The organism is Mesorhizobium sp. B2-4-13 (genome assembly GCF_006658535.1).
GTDB classification, from domain to species: Bacteria; Pseudomonadota; Alphaproteobacteria; order Rhizobiales; family Rhizobiaceae; genus Mesorhizobium; species Mesorhizobium australicum.
The window spans coordinates 82872-103461 of record NZ_VFVB01000006.1 but is presented as its reverse complement, the minus strand read 5'-3'; the positions used below and the strand labels follow the sequence as shown (position 1 = coordinate 103461).

Genomic DNA, 20590 nt, shown 5'->3' with positions numbered 1-20590 from the left:
ACGTAACGGTTGATGCGTCGCAAAACAATGCCCGTCTATCTCTTCCGTTCCCATTTAGCGAACAAAAGATGACGACGATACGAAATCTGGCGTGATCACCTAACAGTTTGAGATAAAAGGTGAAATGTCAGCCTTGCGGCAAAATCATGGCAGTGGTCGAGCTGTGCCACATTTTTAATCACGGCAGGCCGGCATGACTTCGCCCGGGCGGCTGGCCAACGTCGTCGGCACCCCGCGCGCAAGTAAACAATGCACGGCGTCGCGCGTCCCGGAGGACGCGCGATCTAATCACTAAATGGCTGATTTCATGCCGGTATCTTGACCACGACCTCGGTCTGGTCACCAGCTTTGGGTGCGAAGGACGTCGATTTTGTCTTCGAACCATTGACTTCGAGCGAGATCGTCTTGGCCTTTTTGTCGCGAATGACCTGGACCTTGATCTCGGCGCCCAGCATCTTGAGTGAAGCCTGGTAGCCATCCCAGTGGCTGGGCAGCTTCGGCCGGAATGTGATCTGCTTGCCGCGCCGTTCGATGCCCAGGATGCCTTCGACCGCCGCCCGGTAAAGCCAGCCCGCCGACCCGGTGTACCAGGTCCAGCCGCCGCGACCTCCCTTGTCGTCCCCGGCGTAGATATCGGCCGCCACCACGTAGGGCTCGACCCGGTAGTGCTCGGCCGAGGCCTCGTCGAACGCGTGGTTGACCGGATTCAGCATCGAGAAGCAGCGATAAGCTTCATCGGTCTGCCCCATCTCGGCCAGCGCAATGACGAACCACGTCGCCGCATGGGTATACTGGCCGCCATTCTCGCGCACGCCAGGCGGATAGCTCTTGATGTAGCCGGGGTCCTTCTGTGTCTTCGAGAAGGGTGGCGTGAACAGTTTGACGATCTTGAGACGGTCGTCGACGAGCAGCTTCGTCGCCTGCTGCATGGCCGTGGTCGACCGCGCCGGGTCGCCCTCGCCCGACAGCACGCTCCAGGACTGGGCGATGGAGTCGATCTTGCACTCCTGCGATGTACGCGAGCCCAAAGGCGTACCGTCATCGAAACTGCCGCGCCGGTACCATTCGCCGTCCCATGCCGTGCTTTCGAGTGCCCGCTTCAGCGCGTCGGCATGCTTTGCCCAGGCCTGTGCGCGCTTGGTGTCGCCCTCGGTCTTGGCGACCGCGGCGAAGTCGCCCAGCGTCTTCAACAGGAACCAACCCAGCCACACGCTCTCGCCCTTGCCGTGTTCGCCGACGCGGTTCATGCCGTCGTTCCAGTCGCCGCCAAGGATCAGCGGCAGGCCGGCTGGACTGCTGCGCTTGATGGCAAGGTCGAGCGCTCGCGCGCAGTGGTCGTAGAGCGACACCGTCTTCTTCGAGATTTCCGGGGTGAAGAAGGCGTCGTGCTCGCCTTCACCCAGCGCCTGTCCATCGAGGAAAGGCAGTTGCTCCTTCAGGATGGCGGCGTCGCCGGTCACCATGAGATAGCGGGACGTGGCGTGGGCGAGCCACACCACGTCGTCGGAGATCAGGGTACGCACGCCGGCGCCGGTCCGCGGCAGCCACCAATGCTGCACGTCGCCCTCCGGGAACTGCCGCCGCGCGGCGTTGAGGATCTGGTCGCGCGCCAGCGTCGGGTCGTGCGCCAGCAAGGCGAGCGTGTCCTGCAACTGGTCGCGGAAGCCGAAGGCGCCGCTTGCCTGGTAGAAGGCCGAGCGGGCGCGGATGCGGCAGGCAAGGCTCTGATAGGGCAGCCAGTGATTGACCATGGCATCGAGTGCCTTGTCCGGCGTCTCGACCTGGATGGTGTCGAGGAAGGCGCGCCATTCGCGCTCATTGTCGGCCAGGCGCTGGTCGAAGTCCTTGCCCCGGTGCGTCTGCACCAACGCGCTCGCCTGCGCCGCGGAATCGGCATCGCCGAGCAGCCAGATAAGTGTGACGTCGGCGCCGGCCGGAATCTCGACGTCGCGAGCGATCGCCGCGCAAGGATCATCTCCGGCCTCGACGCGACCCGACAGGGCCGAACCGCTCAGCACCGCCTGTGGCAGCTCGCTGGACCCGTGCCGGCCGAGGAATTCGGCCCGGTCTGACGTCACCGAGTGGACGCCGGTGTCGGCGGCGAGGAAGGCCACCCGCTCGCTGAAATCGAGCCCGTAGGGATTTTGCGCCAGCAACGCGCCGGTGGCTCCATCGCGGGACGGCACTATGGTTGCCGCGGTGCGCGACCGATGCCCGCCAAGCACCCATTCGGCGTAAGCATAGACACGCAGCCGAGCCGGTACCGGGCCGGAATTCTGGATGCGCAGCCGCGTGATCTTCACCGGATCGATGGGATCGACGACATTGGTCAGGTCCATCGACAACGGTCCGCGCTTCGAGCGGAAGGTCGAGAAGCCCTGGCCATGCCAGGCCTCGTAGGTCATCGAGGGATCGCGCACCACCGCTGCGAGCGGAGAGAACGCCTTGCCGCTGGCCTGGTCGTAAATATAGACGCCCTCGCCCGGCCGGTTGGACACCGGATCATTCGACCATGGCGTCAGCTGGTAATCGCGGCTGTTGCGGCTCCAGGTGAAGGCCGCTCCCTCGGCCGAGGTGTGGAAGCCGAACGACGCGTTGGAGACGACGTTGATCCAGGGTTGCGGCGTCGTGCGCCGGCCGGCCAGGCGCACCACATAGTGCCGCCCGTCGCCGTCGAAGCCACCGAAACCATTCCACAGGCTAAGGCCGGAGCCATCGGCGCTGACGTCGGCCACAGCCTGCGGGGCAAATGCATGCATCTGCGGTGCGAGCGCCGCGATTTCGCGCGAACCCGGCAATCCTGCCGGCTGCAGGCCATCGCGCGCCTGCAGCGCGGCCGCCTCGGCCCGTTCGATCTGGTCGAAGATGGTGCCGTTACGTGTATGCAGCACAACCCGGGCGACGGCGAGCAGCGTCTTGTAGGTGGTTTCCTCCATCAGGTCGCGGCGGACCGCGAAAATGTGCTGGCGGGGTCCGAGTTCCTTGCCGCGCAAGCGGCTGTTTTCGCACAGCGTCTCGACCGCGCGCTGCAGATCCTGGACATAGGAGGAAGCCTGCTCGTTGACGACAACGAAGTCGATCATCATGCCGCGGGTGCGCATATATTCCTGGAAGCGCAACGCCTGGGCAACGATCTCAAGATCGGCAACGTCGCCGATCCTGACCAGGAAGATCGGGTAATCGCCCGAAATACTGGTCGGCCACAGGCTCGACTGCTTGCCTAACCCGGAAGCGATGGACTCGGCCGGCAGCCGCAAAAACGGGTCGGGATAGATCAGATAGCGCGCCAGTTTCTGCACATTGGCCGCGTCGGTCAGACTGAGGCCCATATGGCGGGTCTGCACCTGGCTACGCGTCCAGGCAAGCATCGCCTGCCGGGCAAAGCTCTCCTGATGGTCTAGCCGGCTTATCGCCTCCTCCAGCTCGGCACGGTTTGCCCCGACGACGGTCCAGAAGGTCAGCGATACTTTCTTGTTGGCGGGCACGCGCACCTGACGACGCAGCGAGGCGATGGGATCGAGCGTGAAGCCGGAATGGCCGCCAAGCCTGGCGCCTGGATCGAAGGCGGCGGCATCGACGATGGTGCGGCCACGGCCGATGAAGGCGCGCCTGTCGGTCTCGGCCTCGGCGTCACGCGCCGGTCCCGACGGATCGGTGACGAAATGCACCAGCGTCACATCCGGTTCGCTGGTTTCACGCTTGCGGCGCGTGGCAAAGATCGCGCCGTTGTTGGCGGCGATTTCCGTTTCCACGAACATTTTCGAGAAGGCCGGATGCGCGTTGTCGGAAGCTTCCGAACCCAGGACCAGTTCTGCAAAAGACGTCACCTCGATGTGACGGTCGGATGTGCTCTCGTTGTAGAGCGTGATGCGACGGCCTTCGCCATTGCCCTCGGAGATGACGATGCACTCCACTTCGGAGCGCAGCGTGCCGACCAGCTTCACGAAGCTCGCCTTGTCATCGGAAAACAGGGCCTGCGTCTTTTCCTCGGCCGCGCGCCTGGGTTCCGAAGTCGCGGACCACCAGTCGCCAGTGGCGGCATCGCGCAGGAAGATGTAGGAGCCAAGCCGATCCTCGACCGGATCGGGCTGCCAGCGGGTGACGGAAAGATCGCCCCAGCGGCTGTAGCCGGAGCCGGTCGCGGTCACCATCACCGAATAGCGGCCATTCGACATCACATTGGTCGAACGCAGCGCTCGCGCGGGATCGAGCACGATGCGGGTGTCAGGACTCTCGGTCTCGGTCTCGTCCTTGGAGCGCTCGTCGGCCTCGGTGCGGACGGTGGCGGTCGGAATGTCGCGCGGCGCCCTCTCCTGCAGCAGCAATTCGGCCGATTCAATGACCGGATCGCTGTGGAAGCGATCGCGCAGGCGACCTTCGAAGATGGCGTCGGCGACGGCGGCGATCGACATGCCCGAATGGTGGGCATAGTAGTTCAGCACGACCGCGTGGTTGGTGCCTTCCGGTACGCGCTGCGGCGTGAAGTCGACCGCATCGTAATAGCCATGACGGCCAAGCGCGCCGATCTCGCGCAGCCGGGTCAGATTCTGCACCGCTTCGCGCGGGTTGAACTGCGCCGCCATGATGGTCGCGTAAGGCGCAATCACCGTGTTCTGGCCAAGGCCACGCTTCAGCCCAAGCCCCGGCACGCCGAAATTGGTGTACTGATAGGTCAGTTCCCGGTCGCGGGCGTTGTAGGCCGCTTCCGAAATGCCCCACGGCACATTCTTCTGCCGGCCATACTGCATCTGGCGCTTGATGATCAGCTTGCTCGTCTGGTTGAGGATCGAGCCTTGCGGCTCCTTCATCACCAGCGGCGGCATCAGATATTCGAACATCGAGCCGGACCACGACATCAGCGCGCCCTGGAAGCCGATCTCGACGATCGGGCGGCCAAGCCTGAACCAATGTTCGGTCGGCAGATCGCCCTTGGCGATGGCGAACAGGCTGGTCAGCCGCGCCTCGGAGGCGAGAAGGTCGTAGCAGCTTTCGTCGAGCTGATGTTCCTCGACCCGGTAGCCGATCGACAAAAGCTTGCGCTCCGGCCGCATCAGGAAGGCGAACTCCATCTCGAAGGCGAAACGACGGGTGCGCTCGCGCAAGGTGAGCAGCTTGGCACGCAGAGCCTCGACGGCGTTCTCGTCGCTGTGGGCGTCGTGGACGTGCGCCTCGCAGGTGGTTTCGAGCCGTGCCGTCCAGTCGACGATGACGTCGCTTTGCGGCGATGCGGCTTCGGTGTGAATGGCGGTGGCGAGCTTGCGGATTTCGCCGGCCAGCACCGCCAGGTTGATGGTGCGGATGGAGGCCATTTCCGGCTGTGCCTTGATCGTCTCAACCGCGCGACGCATGCCGTCGAGGCGATCGACAAGGCGTTGGCGCAACGGGCGCAACTGACGGCGGTCGTCGGGCAGTTCATCGAGGCTTTCGCTCAGGATGGTCACCGTATCGAGGATACCCTCGAAATCGCCCTGCAAGTGGACGGACGGGGCTTCCGCCCATTCGGCGCAGGCAGCCGCCACCGCCACCAGGTGGCCGGCGAGATTGCCGCTGTCGACAGCCGAGATGTAGAGCGGATAGAGCGGCTTGAGCGTCGTGGTGTCGTACCAGTTGAAGAGATGGCCACGATGGCGCGGCATACTCTCGATGGTGGTCATGGTGGCGTCGATGCGGGTGATGGCATCGGACAGGCTGATCCAGCCGAAATCGCGTGCCGAGACGACCGAGAGCAAGTAGACGCCGATATTGGTCGGCGAGGTGCGCGGCGCCACGACTGGCGCGGGGCTCTCCTGGAAATTGTCCGGCGGCAGATTGTGATGCTCTGCCGTCACGAAGCTCTCGAAATAATGCCAGGTACGGCGCGCCACGGTGCGCAGCGTGTGGATGTCGGCTTGCGATATGCGCAGCCGATCCTCGGTTTCAGCCGAGCGGCTGATCCAGCTGGCGATCGCCGGCGAGCCGATCCAGAACAAGGCAAAGAAAAAGGCGACGAAGGCACCGGTGGAATCGGCCAGCACCGGAATGGCTAGGCCGACAAAGCCGATGATCACGGCGCCGTACATCATGCCGTAATAGGAGCCGACATCGTTGTCGCCGGCCTTGTGCGCCTGCGAGGCGGTGCGCCATTCCAGGAGGTTCTGCCGGCTGACGAACAGCCGGTAGAGCGTGCGCACGATGGCATCGCCCATCATCCAGGCGTTATGTGCCATCAGCACGATCTTCAGCGCCACCATGGCGGTGCCGAAGGCGACGTCGCGCGCCAGCGCCGAGAAATGGCCACGCGGCGTCTGGTCGCCGCTCTTGGGCAGGATGGCGTTGACGACGTCGAAGGTCGGCGCCATGAACAGGCTCAGGATCAGCAAGGCCTGCCACTGCGCGGCCTGCGTGAAGGGCAGCAAGGTCCAGCCGGCGATCGCCGCCATCACCCAGAAGATCGGCGTCAGCGAGCGGCGCAGATTGTCGACCATCTTCCAGCGCGACAGGGCCGGAACGCCGGAGCGCGGGTTGAAGATGTATCCCAAAAGCTGCCAGTCGCCGCGCGCCCAGCGATGGTGGCGCGAGGCATCGACGGAGTAGCGGGTCGGGTAATCCTCGACCAGTTCGACGTCGGTGACCAGCGCGGCGCGCGCCAGCGCGCCTTCAAGCAGATCGTGGCTGAGAATGGTGTTTTCCTCGATGCGGCCCTGCAAGGCGGCCTCGAAGGCATCGACATGATAGAGACCCTTGCCGGTGAAGGACCCGTCGCTGAAGACGTCCTGATAGAGGTCCGAAACAGCGAAGACATAAGGATCAAGGCCGCGATTGGCCGAGAACACGCGCTGGAAGAACGAAGCTTCGTCGCCGCTGGTGAGCGAAGCGGTGATGCGCGGCTGCAGGATGGTATAGCCGGCGGTGACGACGCGCCTGGTGGCGTCGAAATGCGGACGGTTGAGCGGATGGCAAAGCTTGCCGACAAGGCTCGATACCGCATCGCGGGTGGTGCGGGTATCGGCGTCGAGCGTCATCACATGGACGACTTTTTCCGGCAGCGGCACTTCGAGCGGCAGGAAGGTGGTATCGCTGTCGCCGCGCAGCAAGAGATCGAGTTCGTGCAGTTTGCCGCGCTTGCGCTCCCAACCCATCCAGGACCCTTGAGCGGCATTGTAGAGCCGGCGGCGGTGCAGGATGTAGAAGCGCGGCGCGCCTTCGGAGGGATAGCGCGCATTGAGGCGGGCGATTTCGGCACGGGCGAAGTCTAAGATCTCGGTATCGGCCGCATCGATCTCGATCTTGCTGTCGGGCCAATCCGAAAGCAGCGCGAAATGGATCTCGTCCGCCAGATTGGCAAGGTAATGCACTTCGATGTTGCGGATGTTTTCCTCGACATCGTCACGCGAGCCGATCAGGGACGGCACGACCACCAGGGTGCGCGCCTCTGGCGGCACGCCGTGCCGGTAGTCATAGCCGATCAGGCGTGTCGGCTTGAGGAAGAGCGAGACCACGGTGTTGAAGAAAGCGAGCGCGCCTTCGCTGGCAGGCACGGCAAACAGAGCCAGCATCAGCACGATCGACGGCACCGACAGGCCGAGGTTGGAAAGGGCGTTGCCCGACAGGACGAGCAGCAGGACGGTCAGGGCGAAGACGGGCAGGACGATGCCAAGCCATCCGGTCTTGGCGAAGGTCCGCTTGACGATCTGGCTGATCGTGGGCCGATAACCGATCGTCTTTTCGAGTTCCAGCCGACGCGGGCCAACGAGATAGAAACCGACATCGGTGTGAACGGATGCTGCCTGGGCATCAACCCCTTCGCCGCTCTCGGGGGCGGTTTCACCCACAGCATGGCCGGCCAGTTCGATGGCTTTTTCGGCGACACGGTACTCCGACAGGTTCGAGCGGCGTGCCAGCTCCTCGATCGCGGTGCGGTATTGATCTCGGGAGAAGAAGTCGAGCGCGGCGAAATCCGTGCGCTCGCGCAGCACGGTATCGATGCGACTGACGCCTTCGAACCACACCGTCCAGTCGACGTCGTTGATGAGGCGCAGGCCGCGAACGATGTTGCCGGTGGTCACATTGCCGCTGGACAGCGTCTGGTGCTCGGAAATGATGATTTCCTCGGCATCCGAGCCGGTCTTTTCGAGTTCGCCTTCCAGCCACTCCAGCGCCTTGCCGGCATTCTGCGATCCGTCACGTAGGCGATAGAGCAGCTGAGTGGCGAAGGTGGTGTCCTGTGCATGCGCGCTGAAATTGGCAAGGATCGCCTGCCGGTCCGGATTGTCGTCGGTCGCCAGCACCTTATCGGCCACGTCGTTGGCGATCTGGCGCATCTGGCGGGTGCGGTTGACCCTGACCGCCAGGCGGCGGAGGTTTTCGATGAGCACGAAGCGCAAAAGGGACGGCAGTGCCCAGAGTTCGCCGATTTTCAGCGGCTCGACCGACTGAAAACCCTGGACGATGGACTTGAACATGGTCGCCGAGACGGAACTGTCGGAATGCGCGACATAGGTCCAGGCCAGAGCCAATGCGCGCGGCACGGTGCCGCCGTCGGGCAGTTTCAGCGTTGGCAATTGCCGGTAGAAGCGGCGCGGCAGGTCGCGTTTGACCTGGAAAATGGTTTCCTCGATCAGATAGTTGTTGTCGAGCAGCCACTGCGCGGCCGGCGTGATGGTTTCGCCCCTCCCCTGCGCGGCATTGGTCGACCGGTAGACTTCGAGGATCTTCTTGGCGCTGTCACGGATGCGGGCCTGGAAGTCGAACGGGATCAAGCCGAACAGATCCGTCAGATCGCCCTTGGCCAGGCTCTCGCCGAGCAGCCGGAGCCGTTCCTCCGGCAGGAATACCGATCGTATCGGCTCTTCCGTGATGGCCGGGAAGCTCGCGCTTGTCTTCTCGATCTGGGCTGGGTTCGTCTGAATATTCATTGAAAATTCCGTAAGCGGGCACTCAGCGGCGTCACCGCCACGGCAATGGCCCTAAAACCGGTTCAAATGCAATCGGCTGCATCAACCCCTATGCCGAAAGTTTGTTTCCGCACCACGACGGAGCGTCATCTTTCGACCAACTCAAAGACGAGCGCCCCTCGCTCCCGTCGGGACCGATCGACGGAGAGGATTCGGGCTTTTTCGTGATGCCATCGTCAGTGTACGCTATATTTCGCCGGCATCACGATCATGTTTGGAAACAGGCGGTAACCGTTGGCGGCAAACCCGTCAGGCGGCCCTGATTATGCGGACCACGAAAAGGGTCGCATCCGGGGCGGGCTCAACCCGCAAGATAGGCACATCCGGCCCGAGCAGCAGGGTGTCGAGCGGCTCGAGGCGGATAGGCGTGGCGCCGGCGAAAATGGCATGGCCTCTGTGGCAAAGGATGAGGGTGGAACAGGCCTCGGTCGAGATTTCCACAGGCGCCGAAACCGGCAAGCGTTCGACTTGATGCAACATGCGGCCGCGGCGGGTCATGACGTTGAGATCGGTAATCGGGCCGGCGATCAGCGCGGCACTTGTCGGCTGGTCGGCTGGAAAGGAAAACGGCTGGGAAGCCGCCGTCATCCGCTCGGGCGGACGGCCGGCGACGTCAAGCACGATCCCCTCGCCTTCCAGAACCGACAGGGTGCGGTCGATGCCGGCAAAGCTGGAGAACGGCCCGCTCGTCTCAACCCGGGCCATCGAGACGCGCCATTCGAAATCGTCGAGCCCAGCGCCATCCGGCGAGACGGCGATCTCGGTCGTCGTGCCGCCGCCGTTCTTCCACGGCATGACGCGGTAGTCGGCGGCACGAAGAACGCGCATGGCTTAGCCCAAAATGCCAGGCAGGTTGAGCTGGTGCTCCTTGGCGCATTCGATCGCGATGTCATAGCCGGCATCGGCGTGGCGCATGACGCCGGTCGCCGGATCGTTCCACAACACCCGTTCCAGGCGCCTTGCAGCATCCGGCGTGCCGTCGGCGACGATAACCATGCCGGCATGCTGCGAGAAACCCATGCCGACGCCGCCACCATGATGCAGCGACACCCAGGTGGCGCCCGAAGCTGTGTTGAGCAACGCGTTGAGCAGCGGCCAATCGGACACGGCGTCCGAACCGTCCTTCATCGCTTCCGTCTCGCGGTTTGGCGAGGCGACCGAACCGGAATCGAGGTGATCGCGGCCGATGACGACGGGCGCTTTCAGTTCGCCCTTGGCCACCATCTCGTTGAAGGCGAGACCCAGCCTGTGTCGGTCGCCGAGGCCCACCCAGCAGATGCGCGCCGGCAACCCCTGAAAGGAAATCCGCTCGCGGGCCATGTCCAGCCAATTGTGCAGATGGGTGTTGCCGGGGGTGAGCTCGCGGACCTTGGCGTCGGTTTTGTAGATGTCCTCTGGATCACCGGAGAGTGCTGCCCAGCGGAACGGGCCGATTCCGCGGCAAAAGAGGGGACGGATATAGGCCGGCACGAAACCGGGGAAGGCAAAGGCGTTTTCAAACCCTTCATCCTTGGCGACCTGGCGAATATTGTTGCCATAGTCGAGCGTCGGCACGCCGGCGTTCCAGAACGCCACCATCGCCTCGACATGTTCGCGCATGGAGGCGCGAGCCGCCTTCTCGACCGCCCTGGGGTCGCTGACACGCTTTTCGCGCCACTCGGCCATCGTCCAGCCCTTCGGCAGATAGCCGTTGATAGGGTCGTGGGCCGAGGTCTGGTCGGTGACCATGTCGGGGCGGATGCCGCGACGGAACATTTCGGGTACGATCTCGGCAGCGTTGCCGAGCAGGCCGACGGACTTCGCCTCGCCGGCCTTGGTCCAGCGCTCGATCATTTCCATGGCTTCGTCGAGCGTCTCGGCTCTCTCGTCGACATAGCGGGTGCGCAGGCGGAAATCGATCGAGTCGGGATTGCATTCGATCGCCAGGCAGCAGGCGCCGGCCATGACGGCGGCCAACGGCTGCGCGCCGCCCATGCCGCCGAGGCCGCCGGTCAATATCCATTTTCCCCTGAGATTGCCGCCATAATGCTGGCGGCCGGCCTCGACGAAGGTCTCGTAGGTGCCCTGCACGATGCCTTGCGTGCCGATGTAGATCCAGGAGCCGGCCGTCATCTGGCCGTACATCATCAGGCCCTTTTTATCGAGCTCGTTGAATTTCTCCCAGGTCGCCCAGTGCGGCACCAGATTGGAGTTGGCGATGAGCACGCGTGGCGCGTCCGGGTGGGTGCGAAACACGCCGACCGGCTTGCCCGACTGCACCAGCAGCGTCTCGTCCTCGCCAAGCATCTTCAGCGAAGCAACGATCTGGTCGAAATCGTTCCAGGTCCGCGCCGCCCGGCCGATGCCGCCGTAGACGACCAGTTCGTTGGGGTTTTCGGCAACGTCCGGGTCCAGGTTGTTCATCAGCATGCGCAGCGGCGCTTCGGTGGTCCAATACCTGGCACTGAGCTTGTCGCCGCGCGGGGCGCGCACTTCGCGTATGTTGTGACGGGGATTGTTCATCATTGTCCCTTTCGGACGAGGCGGCGCGTCAGTGCCCGGCCCAGTCAATGGCGGTTTGAAGAATTCGCGTCAGCGTGGCGCGGATCGGAGCGGCGAACGCGGCGTCGTAGGGCACCGGCCAATTGTCCGGCGTGCCCTTCCCCTCGGGCTCGCGCATATAGCCTCGATTGGAGAGCTCCATCTGCAGCGCGTGCACGCCCTGTAGCGGCTGGCCGAAATGGCGCGTTATCCACCCACCCTTGAAGCGTCCGTTGACGACAAAAGTCTCGCCGGTTTCGGCCATGATCTGGTTGACCATCGCCTGCAACGTCGGATCGGCGCTCTTGCCGTCATTCGTGCCGAGATTGAACACCGGCAGCGTGCCTTCGAACAGGCGTGGCAGCACCGAGCGGATCGAATGGCAGTCATAGAGGACAATCTTGCCATGCAAGGTGCGCAACCTGTCGATCTCGGCCTGCAAGGCGGCGTGATAGGGTGCAAAGAACTTCAGCCGGCGCTCGTCGATCTCCGATGGCCCCGGCTCTTCGCCGTCGCGGTAGAGCGGGTCGCCGTCAAAGGTTTCGGTCGGGCACAAGCCGGTGGTTGCCTGGCCGGGATAGAGCGAGGCGCCGGATGGATCGCGGTTGACGTCGATGACGGTGCGCGAGATCGCGGTGTGCACGACAGTGGCGCCGAGACCGGCGGCGAAATCATAGAGATTGTCGATCCACCAGTCGCAATCACGACGGCCGAGCCAAGGCGAGACCAGCCGGTTTTCGAGGCCGGCGAGGTCGATACCGGTGTGCGGGATCGACACCAGCAGCGGCGCCGTGCCGCGTGTGACCGTGAGCCAAGGGGTGGCCGTCATCACGCCGCTCCGGCAATCGAGGGCAGTGCCACCGCGCTCGCGGCTTTCACAACCGCACCGCTGCGCACCATGGCGATCGCCTTTTCCATGTCGGGGTGGAAGTGCCGGTCGTTATCGAGATGCGGCACCTCGGCGCGAACCAGCTTGCGAACGGCTTCCAGCGCTGCGCTCGACGCCAGCGGCTGATGGAAATCGCAGCCTTGGGCGGCGGCCAGCAACTCGATGCCGATCACCGCGGTTGCGTTCTCGACCATGCCGATCAGGCGGCGTGCGCCATGCGCGGCCATCGAGACGTGGTCTTCCTGGTTGGCCGAGGTCGGGATGGAATCGACGCTGGCCGGATAGGCCTTCTGCTTGTTTTCCGAGACAAGCGCGGCCGCCGTAACCTGCGGGATCATGAAGCCGGAGTTCAGACCGGGCTTGGGCGTCAGGAAAGCGGGCATGCCTGACAGCGCGGGATCGACCAGCATGGCGATGCGGCGTTCCGACAGCGAGCCGATCTCGCAGACGGCCAGCGCGATCATGTCGGCGGCGAAAGCCACCGGCTCGGCGTGGAAATTGCCGCCGGACAGAGCAGTATCGTCTTCTGCGAAGATCAGTGGGTTGTCGGTGACGCCATTGGCCTCGGTTTCGAGCGTATCGGCGGCCTTGCGCAGGACATCGAGTGCGGCGCCCATCACTTGCGGCTGGCAACGCAGGCAATAGGGATCCTGCACACGCTCGTCGCCGACCCGGTGCGACTCGCGGATGGCGCTGCCGGCCATCAAATCGCGCAGCGCGTCAGCGGTCTCGATCTGGCCACGGTGCTTTCTCAACAGATGAATGCGCGGGTCGAACGGCGCGTCGGAACCCCTGGCCGCGTCGGTCGAAAGCGCGCCGGCGACAAGCGCCGACTGGTAGAGCACCTCGGCATCGAACAAAGCGGCCAGTGCATAGGCCGTCGAAAACTGCGTGCCGTTGAGCAGCGCAAGGCCCTCCTTGGCACCCAATGTCACGGGCTCCAGCCCGTGCGAGACGAAGGCAACCTTGGCCGGGAAACGGCCATGCGGAGTAAAGCATTCGCCGACGCCGATCATCACCGCCGTCATATGCGACAGCGGGGCAAGGTCGCCGGAGGCGCCGACGGAACCTTGCGCCGGCACGACCGGGATGACGTCGTTGGCCAGCATCGCTTCAAGCAGCTCGATGGTCTGCGAGCGCACACCGGAGGCGCCCTGCGCGAGGCTCGCAAGTTTCAGCGCCATCATCAGCCGGGCAACGGCAACGGGCATCGGCTCGCCCACGCCCGCGGCATGCGAAAGCACGATGTTGCGCTGCAGCGTCTCGAGATCGTCGGCGGGGATGCGCACGCTGGCCAGCTTGCCGAAACCAGTGTTGATGCCATAGACCGGCTCACCCTTGGCAACGATGCGCGCGACAGCTTCGGCACTCGCCTTGATTTTCGGACGGCAGGCATCGTCCAGTTTCGGCACGGCGCCACGGTATATGGCGCGCCAGTCGGCCAGCGTCGCATTGCCGGGCTTCAGGGTCAGTTCGGTCATTGTCCTCTCCAGATGCGGGCATGCAGCGGGTTGAAGCCCATGCGGTAGACGAGTTCGGCGGGGCGCTCGATGTCCCAGATCGCCAAATCGGCGGATTTGCCTGATACCAGCGTGCCGGTCTCGCCGAGCAGCCCCAGCGCACGCGCGGCTTCGCGGGTGACGCCAGCAAGACATTCGTCGACCGTCATGCCGAACAGGGTGGCCGCCATGTTCATGGTCAGAAGCAGCGAGGTCAGCGGCGAGGTGCCGGGATTGTTGTCGGTGGCAACAGCCATTCTGACGCCATGCTGGCGAAACAGGCCGATCGGTGGCTTCTTGGTCTCGCGGATGAAGTAGTAGGCGCCGGGCAGGATCGTCGCCACGGTCCCCGCCTTGGCCATTGCCACCGCGCCTGCCTCGTCGGTATATTCGAGATGGTCGGCCGACAACGCGCCATAGCGGGCGGCAAGTTCAGCGCCATGCAGATTGGACAGCTGGTCGGCGTGAAGTTTTACGGGCAAGCCAGCCGCCTGGGCGACATCAAAAACGCGCGCCATCTGCTCCGGCGAAAAGGCGATGCCTTCACAGAACCCATCGACGGCATCGGCCAAGCCTTCCTCGACGACGCCGGGAAGGATCGTTTTGGCGACGAGATCGATGAAGGCATCCTTGTCGCCCTTGGCTTCGGGCGGCGGCGCGTGGGCTGCGAGACATGTGGTGCGAACCGTCACCGGGCGTTCATTGCCCAGCTGTCGCGCGGCGCGCAGCGATTTCTTCTCGTTTTCGAGATCGAGGCCATAGCCCGACTTTACTTCCACTGTGGTTACGCCCTCGGCAATCAGCGCATCGAGGCGCGGCAGCGTCTGGGCAACCAGGTCGCCCTCGCTGGCAGCACGCAGGGATTTGACCGACGAGACGATGCCGCCGCCGGCCCTGGCGACTTCCTCATAAGTGGCGCCGGCCAGCCGCATCTCGAATTCGTTGGCGCGGTTGCCAGCATGGATCAGATGGGTGTGGCAGTCGATCAGGCCGGGCGTAATCCAGCGGCCCTCGCAATCGATGATCTCGCCTTGGGCAAAAGCCGAGGGCATCTCGGATTGCGGACCGGCATAGATAATGCGGCCGTCGCGCGCGGCGAGCGCACCATGCTCGACGATACCCAATCCGGCAGAATTTTCAGCCATGGTCGCCAAACGCGCATTGCGCCACAGGCGAAGCCCCCCTGCGTGGTTTTTGCTGCTCTCTACGGCCATCATCTTTTCCGTTTCAATCGGTGGCGATTATGTATATACATATTGAAACGCACTGCAAGTGCCATCATCACATACGAGACCGGAAAGCGGAGAGAAAAGTGACCGATATCTTTGCGGAACAGGCGCTTCTTCCTAACGGCTGGCACGACAATGTGCGGATCACTTTTGCCAATGGGCGCATTACGGCCGTGGAGCCTGAAGCCGCCGCCTTGCCCGGTGATGAACGCCATTCCATTCTGCTGCCAGGCATGCCCAACCTGCACAGCCACGCCTTCCAGCGCGGCATGGCCGGCCTTGCCGAGTTGCGAGGCCCCTCCGCCGACAGTTTCTGGAGCTGGCGCGAGGTGATGTACCGCTTCGCGCTGTCGATGACTCCCGACCAGGTCGAGGCGGTGGCGGCGCAGCTCTATGTCGAAATGCTGGAGGCCGGTTTTTCCCGCGTCGGCGAATTTCATTATCTGCACCATGATCGGGATGGACAACCCTATGCCAACCCAGCCGAGATGGCCGAGCGCATCGCTGCCGCGGCTGGCGAAACGGGTATCGGCCTGACGCTGCTGCCGGTGTTTTACGCCCACTCCTCTTTCGGCGGCGCAGCTCCGAATGAGGGCCAGCGCCGATTCATCAACGATGTGAATCGGTTCGCCCGGCTTGTGGAGAAAAGCCGTGAATCGGTTCGCGCGCTGAATCAAGCTGTCGTCGGCGTCGCGCCGCACAGTCTGCGCGCCGCGACGCCTGAAGAGCTGATCGAAGTCACCGCCATGGCGCCAAACGGACCGATCCACATCCACATCGCCGAACAGGTCAGGGAAGTCGAGGACTGCCTTGCCTGGTCCGGCGCGCGTCCGGTCGAATTTCTGCTTGGGGCTGCCGCTGTCGACCAGCGTTGGTGCCTGATTCACGCCACCCATATGACGGATGCCGAGACCATCGGCATGGCGAAGACCGGCGCCATTGCCGGCCTTTGCCCGATCACGGAGGCCAATCTCGGCGACGGCACCTTTGCCGCGCCATTGTTCAGGGAGCATGGCGGCCGCTTCGGCATCGGCTCCGATTCCAATGTGCTGATCGGCCTGCCCGACGAATTGCGCCAGCTCGAATATTCGCAGCGCCTCGCGCACCGCGCCCGCAATGTGCTTGCGGTAGCCGGCGGCTCAACAGGCCGCGCCCTGTTCGACGCAGCGCTTGACGGCGGTGGCGTCGCCCTTGGTGCCGGCGCCTCGCAAATCGCGACTGGGGCATCCGCCGATCTCGTCTCGCTCGACGTCGGTAATCCCTCGCTGGCTGGCAAGACCGGCGACGCGATCCTCGATGCCTGGATCTTTGCCAATGGCAGCAAGGTCGATTGCGTCTGGGTGCATGGCAAGAAACAGGTCAGCGCTGGCAGACACGCCAAGCGCGGGGCTATCGCCGCACGGTTTCGCAGCGTGATGACTGCGCTTTCCGAGGGTTAACGCAGATGAGCATGGCTGAACGGACGGACATAGACGACAGCGAGACCGTCTCGCTGCATCAGCGCATCCTGTCCGATATCCGCGAAAAGATCCTGTCCGGCACCTGGGCGCCCGGCCACCGTATCCCGTTCGAACATGAGCTGACCGCCGAATACAAATGCTCACGCATGACGGTGAACAAGGCTCTGTCGCAGTTGGCCAAGGCAGGTCTGATTGAACGCCGCCGCCGGTCGGGCAGTTTTGTCCGCCAGCCGCAATCGCAGGCAGCGGTGCTGGAGCTTCACGACATCAGGATCGAGGTCGAGGCGCTCGGCCTGCCCTATCGCTACGAACGGCTGGAACGCCTGAGGCGGCGCAGCAACGTGGAGGACAGGGCGTTGCTCGGATTGTCCGCAGCGGGTTCGGTGCTGGCGGTCGAAGGCCTTCATTTTGCCGGCGAACGGCCATTCGCACTCGAGCAACGTCTGATCAATCTTTCGGCGGTCGCGGAAGCCGGGGACGAAGAGTTTCTGGAAATCGCGGCGGGTCCATGGCTGATCGGCCGCGTGCCGTGGAGCGAGGCCGAACATCGGATACGCGCCATGGCCGCCGATGAGACTATCGCCGACGTGCTCGATATCGATCCTGGCGCGCCTTGCCTGGTCGTGGAGCGCCGCACCTGGAGCGCGGAGCACCCGGTTACACACGTGCGCTTCATCTATCCGGCGGAAAGCCACACGCTGGTGGCAAGGTTCACGCCGTCGCAAGGGTAAGCCGATCTCCCGCTTGGGGAAGATCGGCACCTACAGCCGCTTTACAGCGCAGCCGTGATAATAATCTCGACCAGATATTCGGGGCCGGCGAGCTTCGCCTCGCCGGTGGCGCGAGCGGGTGTGTGGCCCTGCGGCACCCATTTGTCCCATTCGGAATTCATCTCGGCGAAGGTGCCCATGTCGGCCAGCCAGATGATCGCCTGGACGATCTTGGTCTTGTCGGTGCCGGCCTTGGCCAGCAATTCGTCGATGGTCGCGAGGATGTCGCGGGTCTGCGCGGCGACGTTGCCGCCGGGCTCGCCGACCTGGCCGGCCAGATAGACGGTGTTGCCGTGTATGACGATCTGGCTCATGCGCGGGCCAACATCGATGCGACGAATGCTCATTGCGAGGTTCCTTCGTTTGAGGGTTGCGCCTGTTTAGAGTCGGCGTGGGCTTCGGGCAAGGCCGCCGGCGCCAAATCTCCTTGGACCAGCGCGGAAGAAACTCACGGCAAGTTGAGCCGCCGGGTCGCAAATCCACCGGATTGGCCTGTTGACTAATGTAATAACATCACATATCCAACGGCCACTATCGCGGCCAGGCTCGACTTCCCAACGGAACGATATGACCCAGACCTGCCTAACCTTCCGTGACCTGACGCTGGGCTACAACAGCCATCCCGCGATCCATCACCTCGATGGCACGATCCGCAAGGGTTCGCTGACGGCCGTGGTCGGGGCCAATGGCTCCGGAAAATCGACGCTGATGAAGGGTATTGTCGGCGTGCTGAAGCCAATGGCCGGCGAGGTCATCCGCGCGTCGGGCGTGCGGGCAGCTTATCTGCCGCAGCAGTCGGAACTCGATCGCTCCTTTCCCGCCCGCGTTGTCGATCTGGTCTCGCTTGGCCTGTGGCCGAAGCGCGGCATGCTCGGCCGTTATACCAGGGAAGATCGCGAAGCCGTCAGCCAAGCATTGATGGCCGTCGGTCTCGGCGGCTTCGAGAAGCGGCCGATCGACACGCTGTCGGGCGGCCAGCTGCAGCGCACGCTGTTTGCCCGCGTGCTGTTGCAGGATGCCGACCTGATCCTGCTCGACGAGCCCTTCAACGCGGTCGACGCCAAGACGGTCGGTGACCTCATTGCCCTGATCAAGCGCTGGCATGGCGAAGAGCGCACCATCATGGTGGTGGTCCATGATCTGGACCTGGTGCGCCAGAATTTTCCCGAAACACTGCTGCTTGCCCGCCAGCCGGTTGCCTGGGGCGATACCCGGGAGACGCTGAAGCCTGAGAACCTGCTGCGCGCGCGCCGCTTCCACGAAGCCTGGGAAGAGAACGCCCCCTGGTGCGAGCCTGACGAGCACGCTCATGGCCATGATCATGATCATCACCATGGCGCCGGACCGAGGGCCGCCTGATGGACGCGCTCTACAGTCTCTTCATTGCTCCCTTCGCCGATTTCGGCTTCATGCAGCGGGCGCTGTTCGGCTCGCTGATGCTGTCGCTCGGCGCCTGCCCCATCGGCGTCTTCCTGATGCTGCGGCGCATGAGCCTGTCGGGTGACGCCATGGCGCATGCCATCCTGCCAGGGGCGGCCGCCGGCTTCCTGTTCTATGGCCTTGAAATCCTGCCTATGACCATTGGCGGCCTGATCGCCGGCGTCATCGTCGCGCTCGGCGCTGGCGCTGTCTCGCGCTTCACCATCCAGCGCGAGGACGCCTCGATGGCCGCCTTCTATCTGATTTCGCTCGCCATCGGCGTGCTGATGGTGTCGATCCGCGGCTCCAGCGTCGATCTCATGCATGTGCTGTTCGGCACGGTGCTGGCGCTCAACAACGAGGCATTGATGCTGATTGCCGGCATCGTCGCGGTGACGTTGGCCAGCCTGGCCATCTTCTGGCGGGCGCTGGTCGCCGAATGCCTCGACCCGCTGTTCCTGCGTTCGGTCAGCCGCATGGGCAGCCCGGTGCATTTCATCTTCCTCGGCCTCGTCGTGCTCAATCTCGTCGGCGGCTTCCAGGCACTCGGCACTTTGCTATCCGTCGGATTGATGATGCTGCCGGCGGCAGCCGCGCGATTCTGGACCGCACGCGTCGAGCCGATGTGCGTGCTGGCGGTGCTGATCGGCTTTGCCTCCTGCATTGCCGGATTGCTCTTGTCCTATCATGCGTCGTTGCCCTCCGGCCCGGCCATCATCCTGTCGGCCGGTGTCGTTTATTTCGCCTCGATCCTGTTTGGCACGCGCGGCATCCTGCGCGGTCGCATCATCCATCACCGTCACAGAACGGCCTGATCCGCCTCACCCCTAGAAGGAACCCCGCTTATGCTGAAAACGATCCACGCCGCCCTGACATTGAGCGTTATAACATTAACCGCCTTTGGCGCATCATCGGCCTTGGCGGCGCCGCTGAAAGTGGTCGCCAGCTTTACGGTCATTGCCGACTTGGCCAAAAACGTCGGCGGCGACCGCGTCGCGATCACCACGATCGTCGGGCCGGACGGCGACGCTCATGTCTATGAGCCAAGCCCTGCCGACGCGGTCGCCATGGCCAAGGCCGACATCGTGCTGGTCAACGGCCTGCATTTCGAAGGTTTCCTGCAGCGGCTGGTCGATGCCAGCGCCACCAAGGCCTCGATCGTCACGCTGACCAAGGGTGTGACGCCGATCGACTTCAAGCCTGAATTTGCCGACGCCGACGCGGCCGAAGGCGCCGGCACCGGCGGCGGCAAGACGGTCACCGACCCGCACGCCTTCCAGTCGATCGCCAATGCCAGGATCTATGTGAAGAATATCGCCGAAGCTTTCTGTGCGGCCGACAGCGACGGCTGCGTCAGCTACCAGACCAATGCCGCCGCCTACACCAAGAAGCTCGACGCGCTGGAAGGCGAAGTGAAGGCGGCGATCCAGTCGATCCCCGAGGCAAAGCGCGTCGTCATCACCTCGCATGACGCCTTCGGCTATTTCGAGCACGAATACGGCCTGACTTTCCTCGCCCCGCAAGGTATCTCGACCGATTCCGAGCCGTCGGCCGCCGATGTCGCCAAGTTGGTCGAGCAGGTCAAGCAGGACAAGGCCGCGGCCATCTTCGTCGAGAACATCACCAACACTCGCCTGATCGAGCAGATTGCCAGCGAGACCGGCATCAAGGTCGGCGGCACGCTTTACTCGGACGCGCTGTCGCAGCCCGACGGCCCCGGCTCGACCTATATCGACATGATGCACAACAACATCCGCCAGATCAAAGGCGCCATTCTCGGCAGCTGAGTTTGATCTGCGGCCAGCCGGGCCGTATCGGCCCGGTTGGATTTTCTGGCGCGCGATGCCTATTTGGCAGAGAATTCCTTCGAT

Annotated in this window: 12 protein-coding genes; 5 read left to right on the top strand and 7 right to left on the bottom strand. The window is 63.8% G+C overall.

Annotated elements, in window-relative coordinates:
- Window positions 1-305: 305 nt before the first annotated feature.
- The 6 genes from FJ936_RS17680 to hutI all read right to left on the bottom strand — a co-directional run bounded on the left by FJ936_RS17680 (window position 306) and on the right by hutI (window position 15055).
- Window positions 306-8894, bottom strand: a complete 8589-nt coding sequence (locus FJ936_RS17680) for a glucoamylase family protein (RefSeq protein WP_140792955.1) — start codon at window positions 8892-8894, stop codon at window positions 306-308.
- A 288-nt stretch (window positions 8895-9182) separates the two neighbouring features.
- Window positions 9183-9761: a HutD family protein gene (locus FJ936_RS17675; protein WP_140792957.1), complete on the bottom strand. Its 579-nt coding sequence runs from the start codon at window positions 9759-9761 to the stop codon at window positions 9183-9185.
- 3 nt (window positions 9762-9764) lie between these two features.
- The gene (hutU, locus tag FJ936_RS17670; protein ID WP_181171477.1) at window positions 9765-11438 is read right to left on the bottom strand and encodes a urocanate hydratase; all 1674 of its coding nucleotides are present in this window, start codon (window positions 11436-11438) and stop codon (window positions 9765-9767) included.
- A 25-nt stretch (window positions 11439-11463) separates the two neighbouring features.
- Complete coding sequence (hutG, locus tag FJ936_RS17665) at window positions 11464-12282, bottom strand: N-formylglutamate deformylase (protein ID WP_140792959.1); 819 nt, start codon at window positions 12280-12282, stop codon at window positions 11464-11466.
- On the bottom strand, window positions 12282-13823 hold the full coding sequence (hutH, locus tag FJ936_RS17660; RefSeq protein ID WP_140720858.1) for a histidine ammonia-lyase: 1542 nt from the start codon (window positions 13821-13823) through the stop codon (window positions 12282-12284). The genes hutG and hutH overlap by 1 nt, the downstream gene beginning before the upstream one ends.
- Complete coding sequence (gene hutI, locus FJ936_RS17655; protein WP_140792961.1) at window positions 13820-15055, bottom strand: imidazolonepropionase; 1236 nt, start codon at window positions 15053-15055, stop codon at window positions 13820-13822. The genes hutH and hutI overlap by 4 nt, the downstream gene beginning before the upstream one ends.
- A 98-nt stretch (window positions 15056-15153) precedes the next feature.
- Here hutI and FJ936_RS17650 point away from each other — a divergent pair, with 98 nt between their 5' ends.
- A complete protein-coding gene (locus FJ936_RS17650) occupies window positions 15154-16509 on the top strand; it encodes a formimidoylglutamate deiminase (protein WP_015318310.1) in 1356 nt (451 codons plus the stop codon).
- A gap of 5 nt (window positions 16510-16514) precedes the next feature.
- Window positions 16515-17261 (top strand): histidine utilization repressor, encoded by a 747-nt coding sequence (gene hutC / locus FJ936_RS17645; RefSeq protein WP_181171479.1) that lies wholly within the window; start codon window positions 16515-16517, stop codon window positions 17259-17261.
- A 41-nt stretch (window positions 17262-17302) separates the two neighbouring features.
- Here the strand turns inward: hutC and FJ936_RS17640 are convergent, their stop codons facing one another.
- Window positions 17303-17647, bottom strand: a complete 345-nt coding sequence (locus tag FJ936_RS17640; protein WP_023773346.1) for a RidA family protein — start codon at window positions 17645-17647, stop codon at window positions 17303-17305.
- Window positions 17648-17867: 220 nt separating this feature from the next.
- Here FJ936_RS17640 and aztA point away from each other — a divergent pair, with 220 nt between their 5' ends.
- Genes aztA through aztC form a run of 3 tightly spaced genes read left to right on the top strand, consistent with a single transcriptional unit; the run spans window position 17868 to window position 20506 of the window.
- Window positions 17868-18659, top strand: coding sequence for a zinc ABC transporter ATP-binding protein AztA (gene aztA, locus FJ936_RS17635; RefSeq protein ID WP_140792970.1), 792 nt, complete (start codon window positions 17868-17870; stop codon window positions 18657-18659).
- Window positions 18659-19534, top strand: coding sequence for a zinc ABC transporter permease AztB (aztB, locus tag FJ936_RS17630; protein ID WP_015318314.1), 876 nt, complete (start codon window positions 18659-18661; stop codon window positions 19532-19534). Before aztA ends, aztB begins: the two co-directional genes overlap by 1 nt.
- Before the next feature lie 30 nt (window positions 19535-19564).
- Window positions 19565-20506, top strand: coding sequence for a zinc ABC transporter substrate-binding protein AztC (gene aztC, locus FJ936_RS17625; protein WP_140792973.1), 942 nt, complete (start codon window positions 19565-19567; stop codon window positions 20504-20506).
- The last annotated feature ends 84 nt before the right edge of the window (window positions 20507-20590 follow it).

What these genes read in the sequence shown, in the direction of transcription:
- FJ936_RS17680 (WP_140792955.1), bottom strand. Translation starts at nt 8,894, where the DNA reads ATGAATATTCAGACGAACCCAGCCCAGATCGAGAAGACAAGCGCGAGC.
- FJ936_RS17675 (WP_140792957.1), bottom strand. Translation starts at nt 9,761, where the DNA reads ATGCGCGTTCTTCGTGCCGCCGACTACCGCGTCATGCCGTGGAAGAAC.
- hutU (WP_181171477.1), bottom strand. Translation starts at nt 11,438, where the DNA reads ATGATGAACAATCCCCGTCACAACATACGCGAAGTGCGCGCCCCGCGC.
- hutG (WP_140792959.1), bottom strand. Translation starts at nt 12,282, where the DNA reads ATGACGGCCACCCCTTGGCTCACGGTCACACGCGGCACGGCGCCGCTG.
- hutH (WP_140720858.1), bottom strand. Translation starts at nt 13,823, where the DNA reads ATGACCGAACTGACCCTGAAGCCCGGCAATGCGACGCTGGCCGACTGG.
- hutI (WP_140792961.1), bottom strand. Translation starts at nt 15,055, where the DNA reads ATGGCCGTAGAGAGCAGCAAAAACCACGCAGGGGGGCTTCGCCTGTGG.
- hutC (WP_181171479.1), top strand. Translation starts at nt 16,515, where the DNA reads ATGAGCATGGCTGAACGGACGGACATAGACGACAGCGAGACCGTCTCG.
- FJ936_RS17640 (WP_023773346.1), bottom strand. Translation starts at nt 17,647, where the DNA reads ATGAGCATTCGTCGCATCGATGTTGGCCCGCGCATGAGCCAGATCGTC.
- aztA (WP_140792970.1), top strand. Translation starts at nt 17,868, where the DNA reads ATGACCCAGACCTGCCTAACCTTCCGTGACCTGACGCTGGGCTACAAC.
- aztB (WP_015318314.1), top strand. Translation starts at nt 18,659, where the DNA reads ATGGACGCGCTCTACAGTCTCTTCATTGCTCCCTTCGCCGATTTCGGC.
- aztC (WP_140792973.1), top strand. Translation starts at nt 19,565, where the DNA reads ATGCTGAAAACGATCCACGCCGCCCTGACATTGAGCGTTATAACATTA.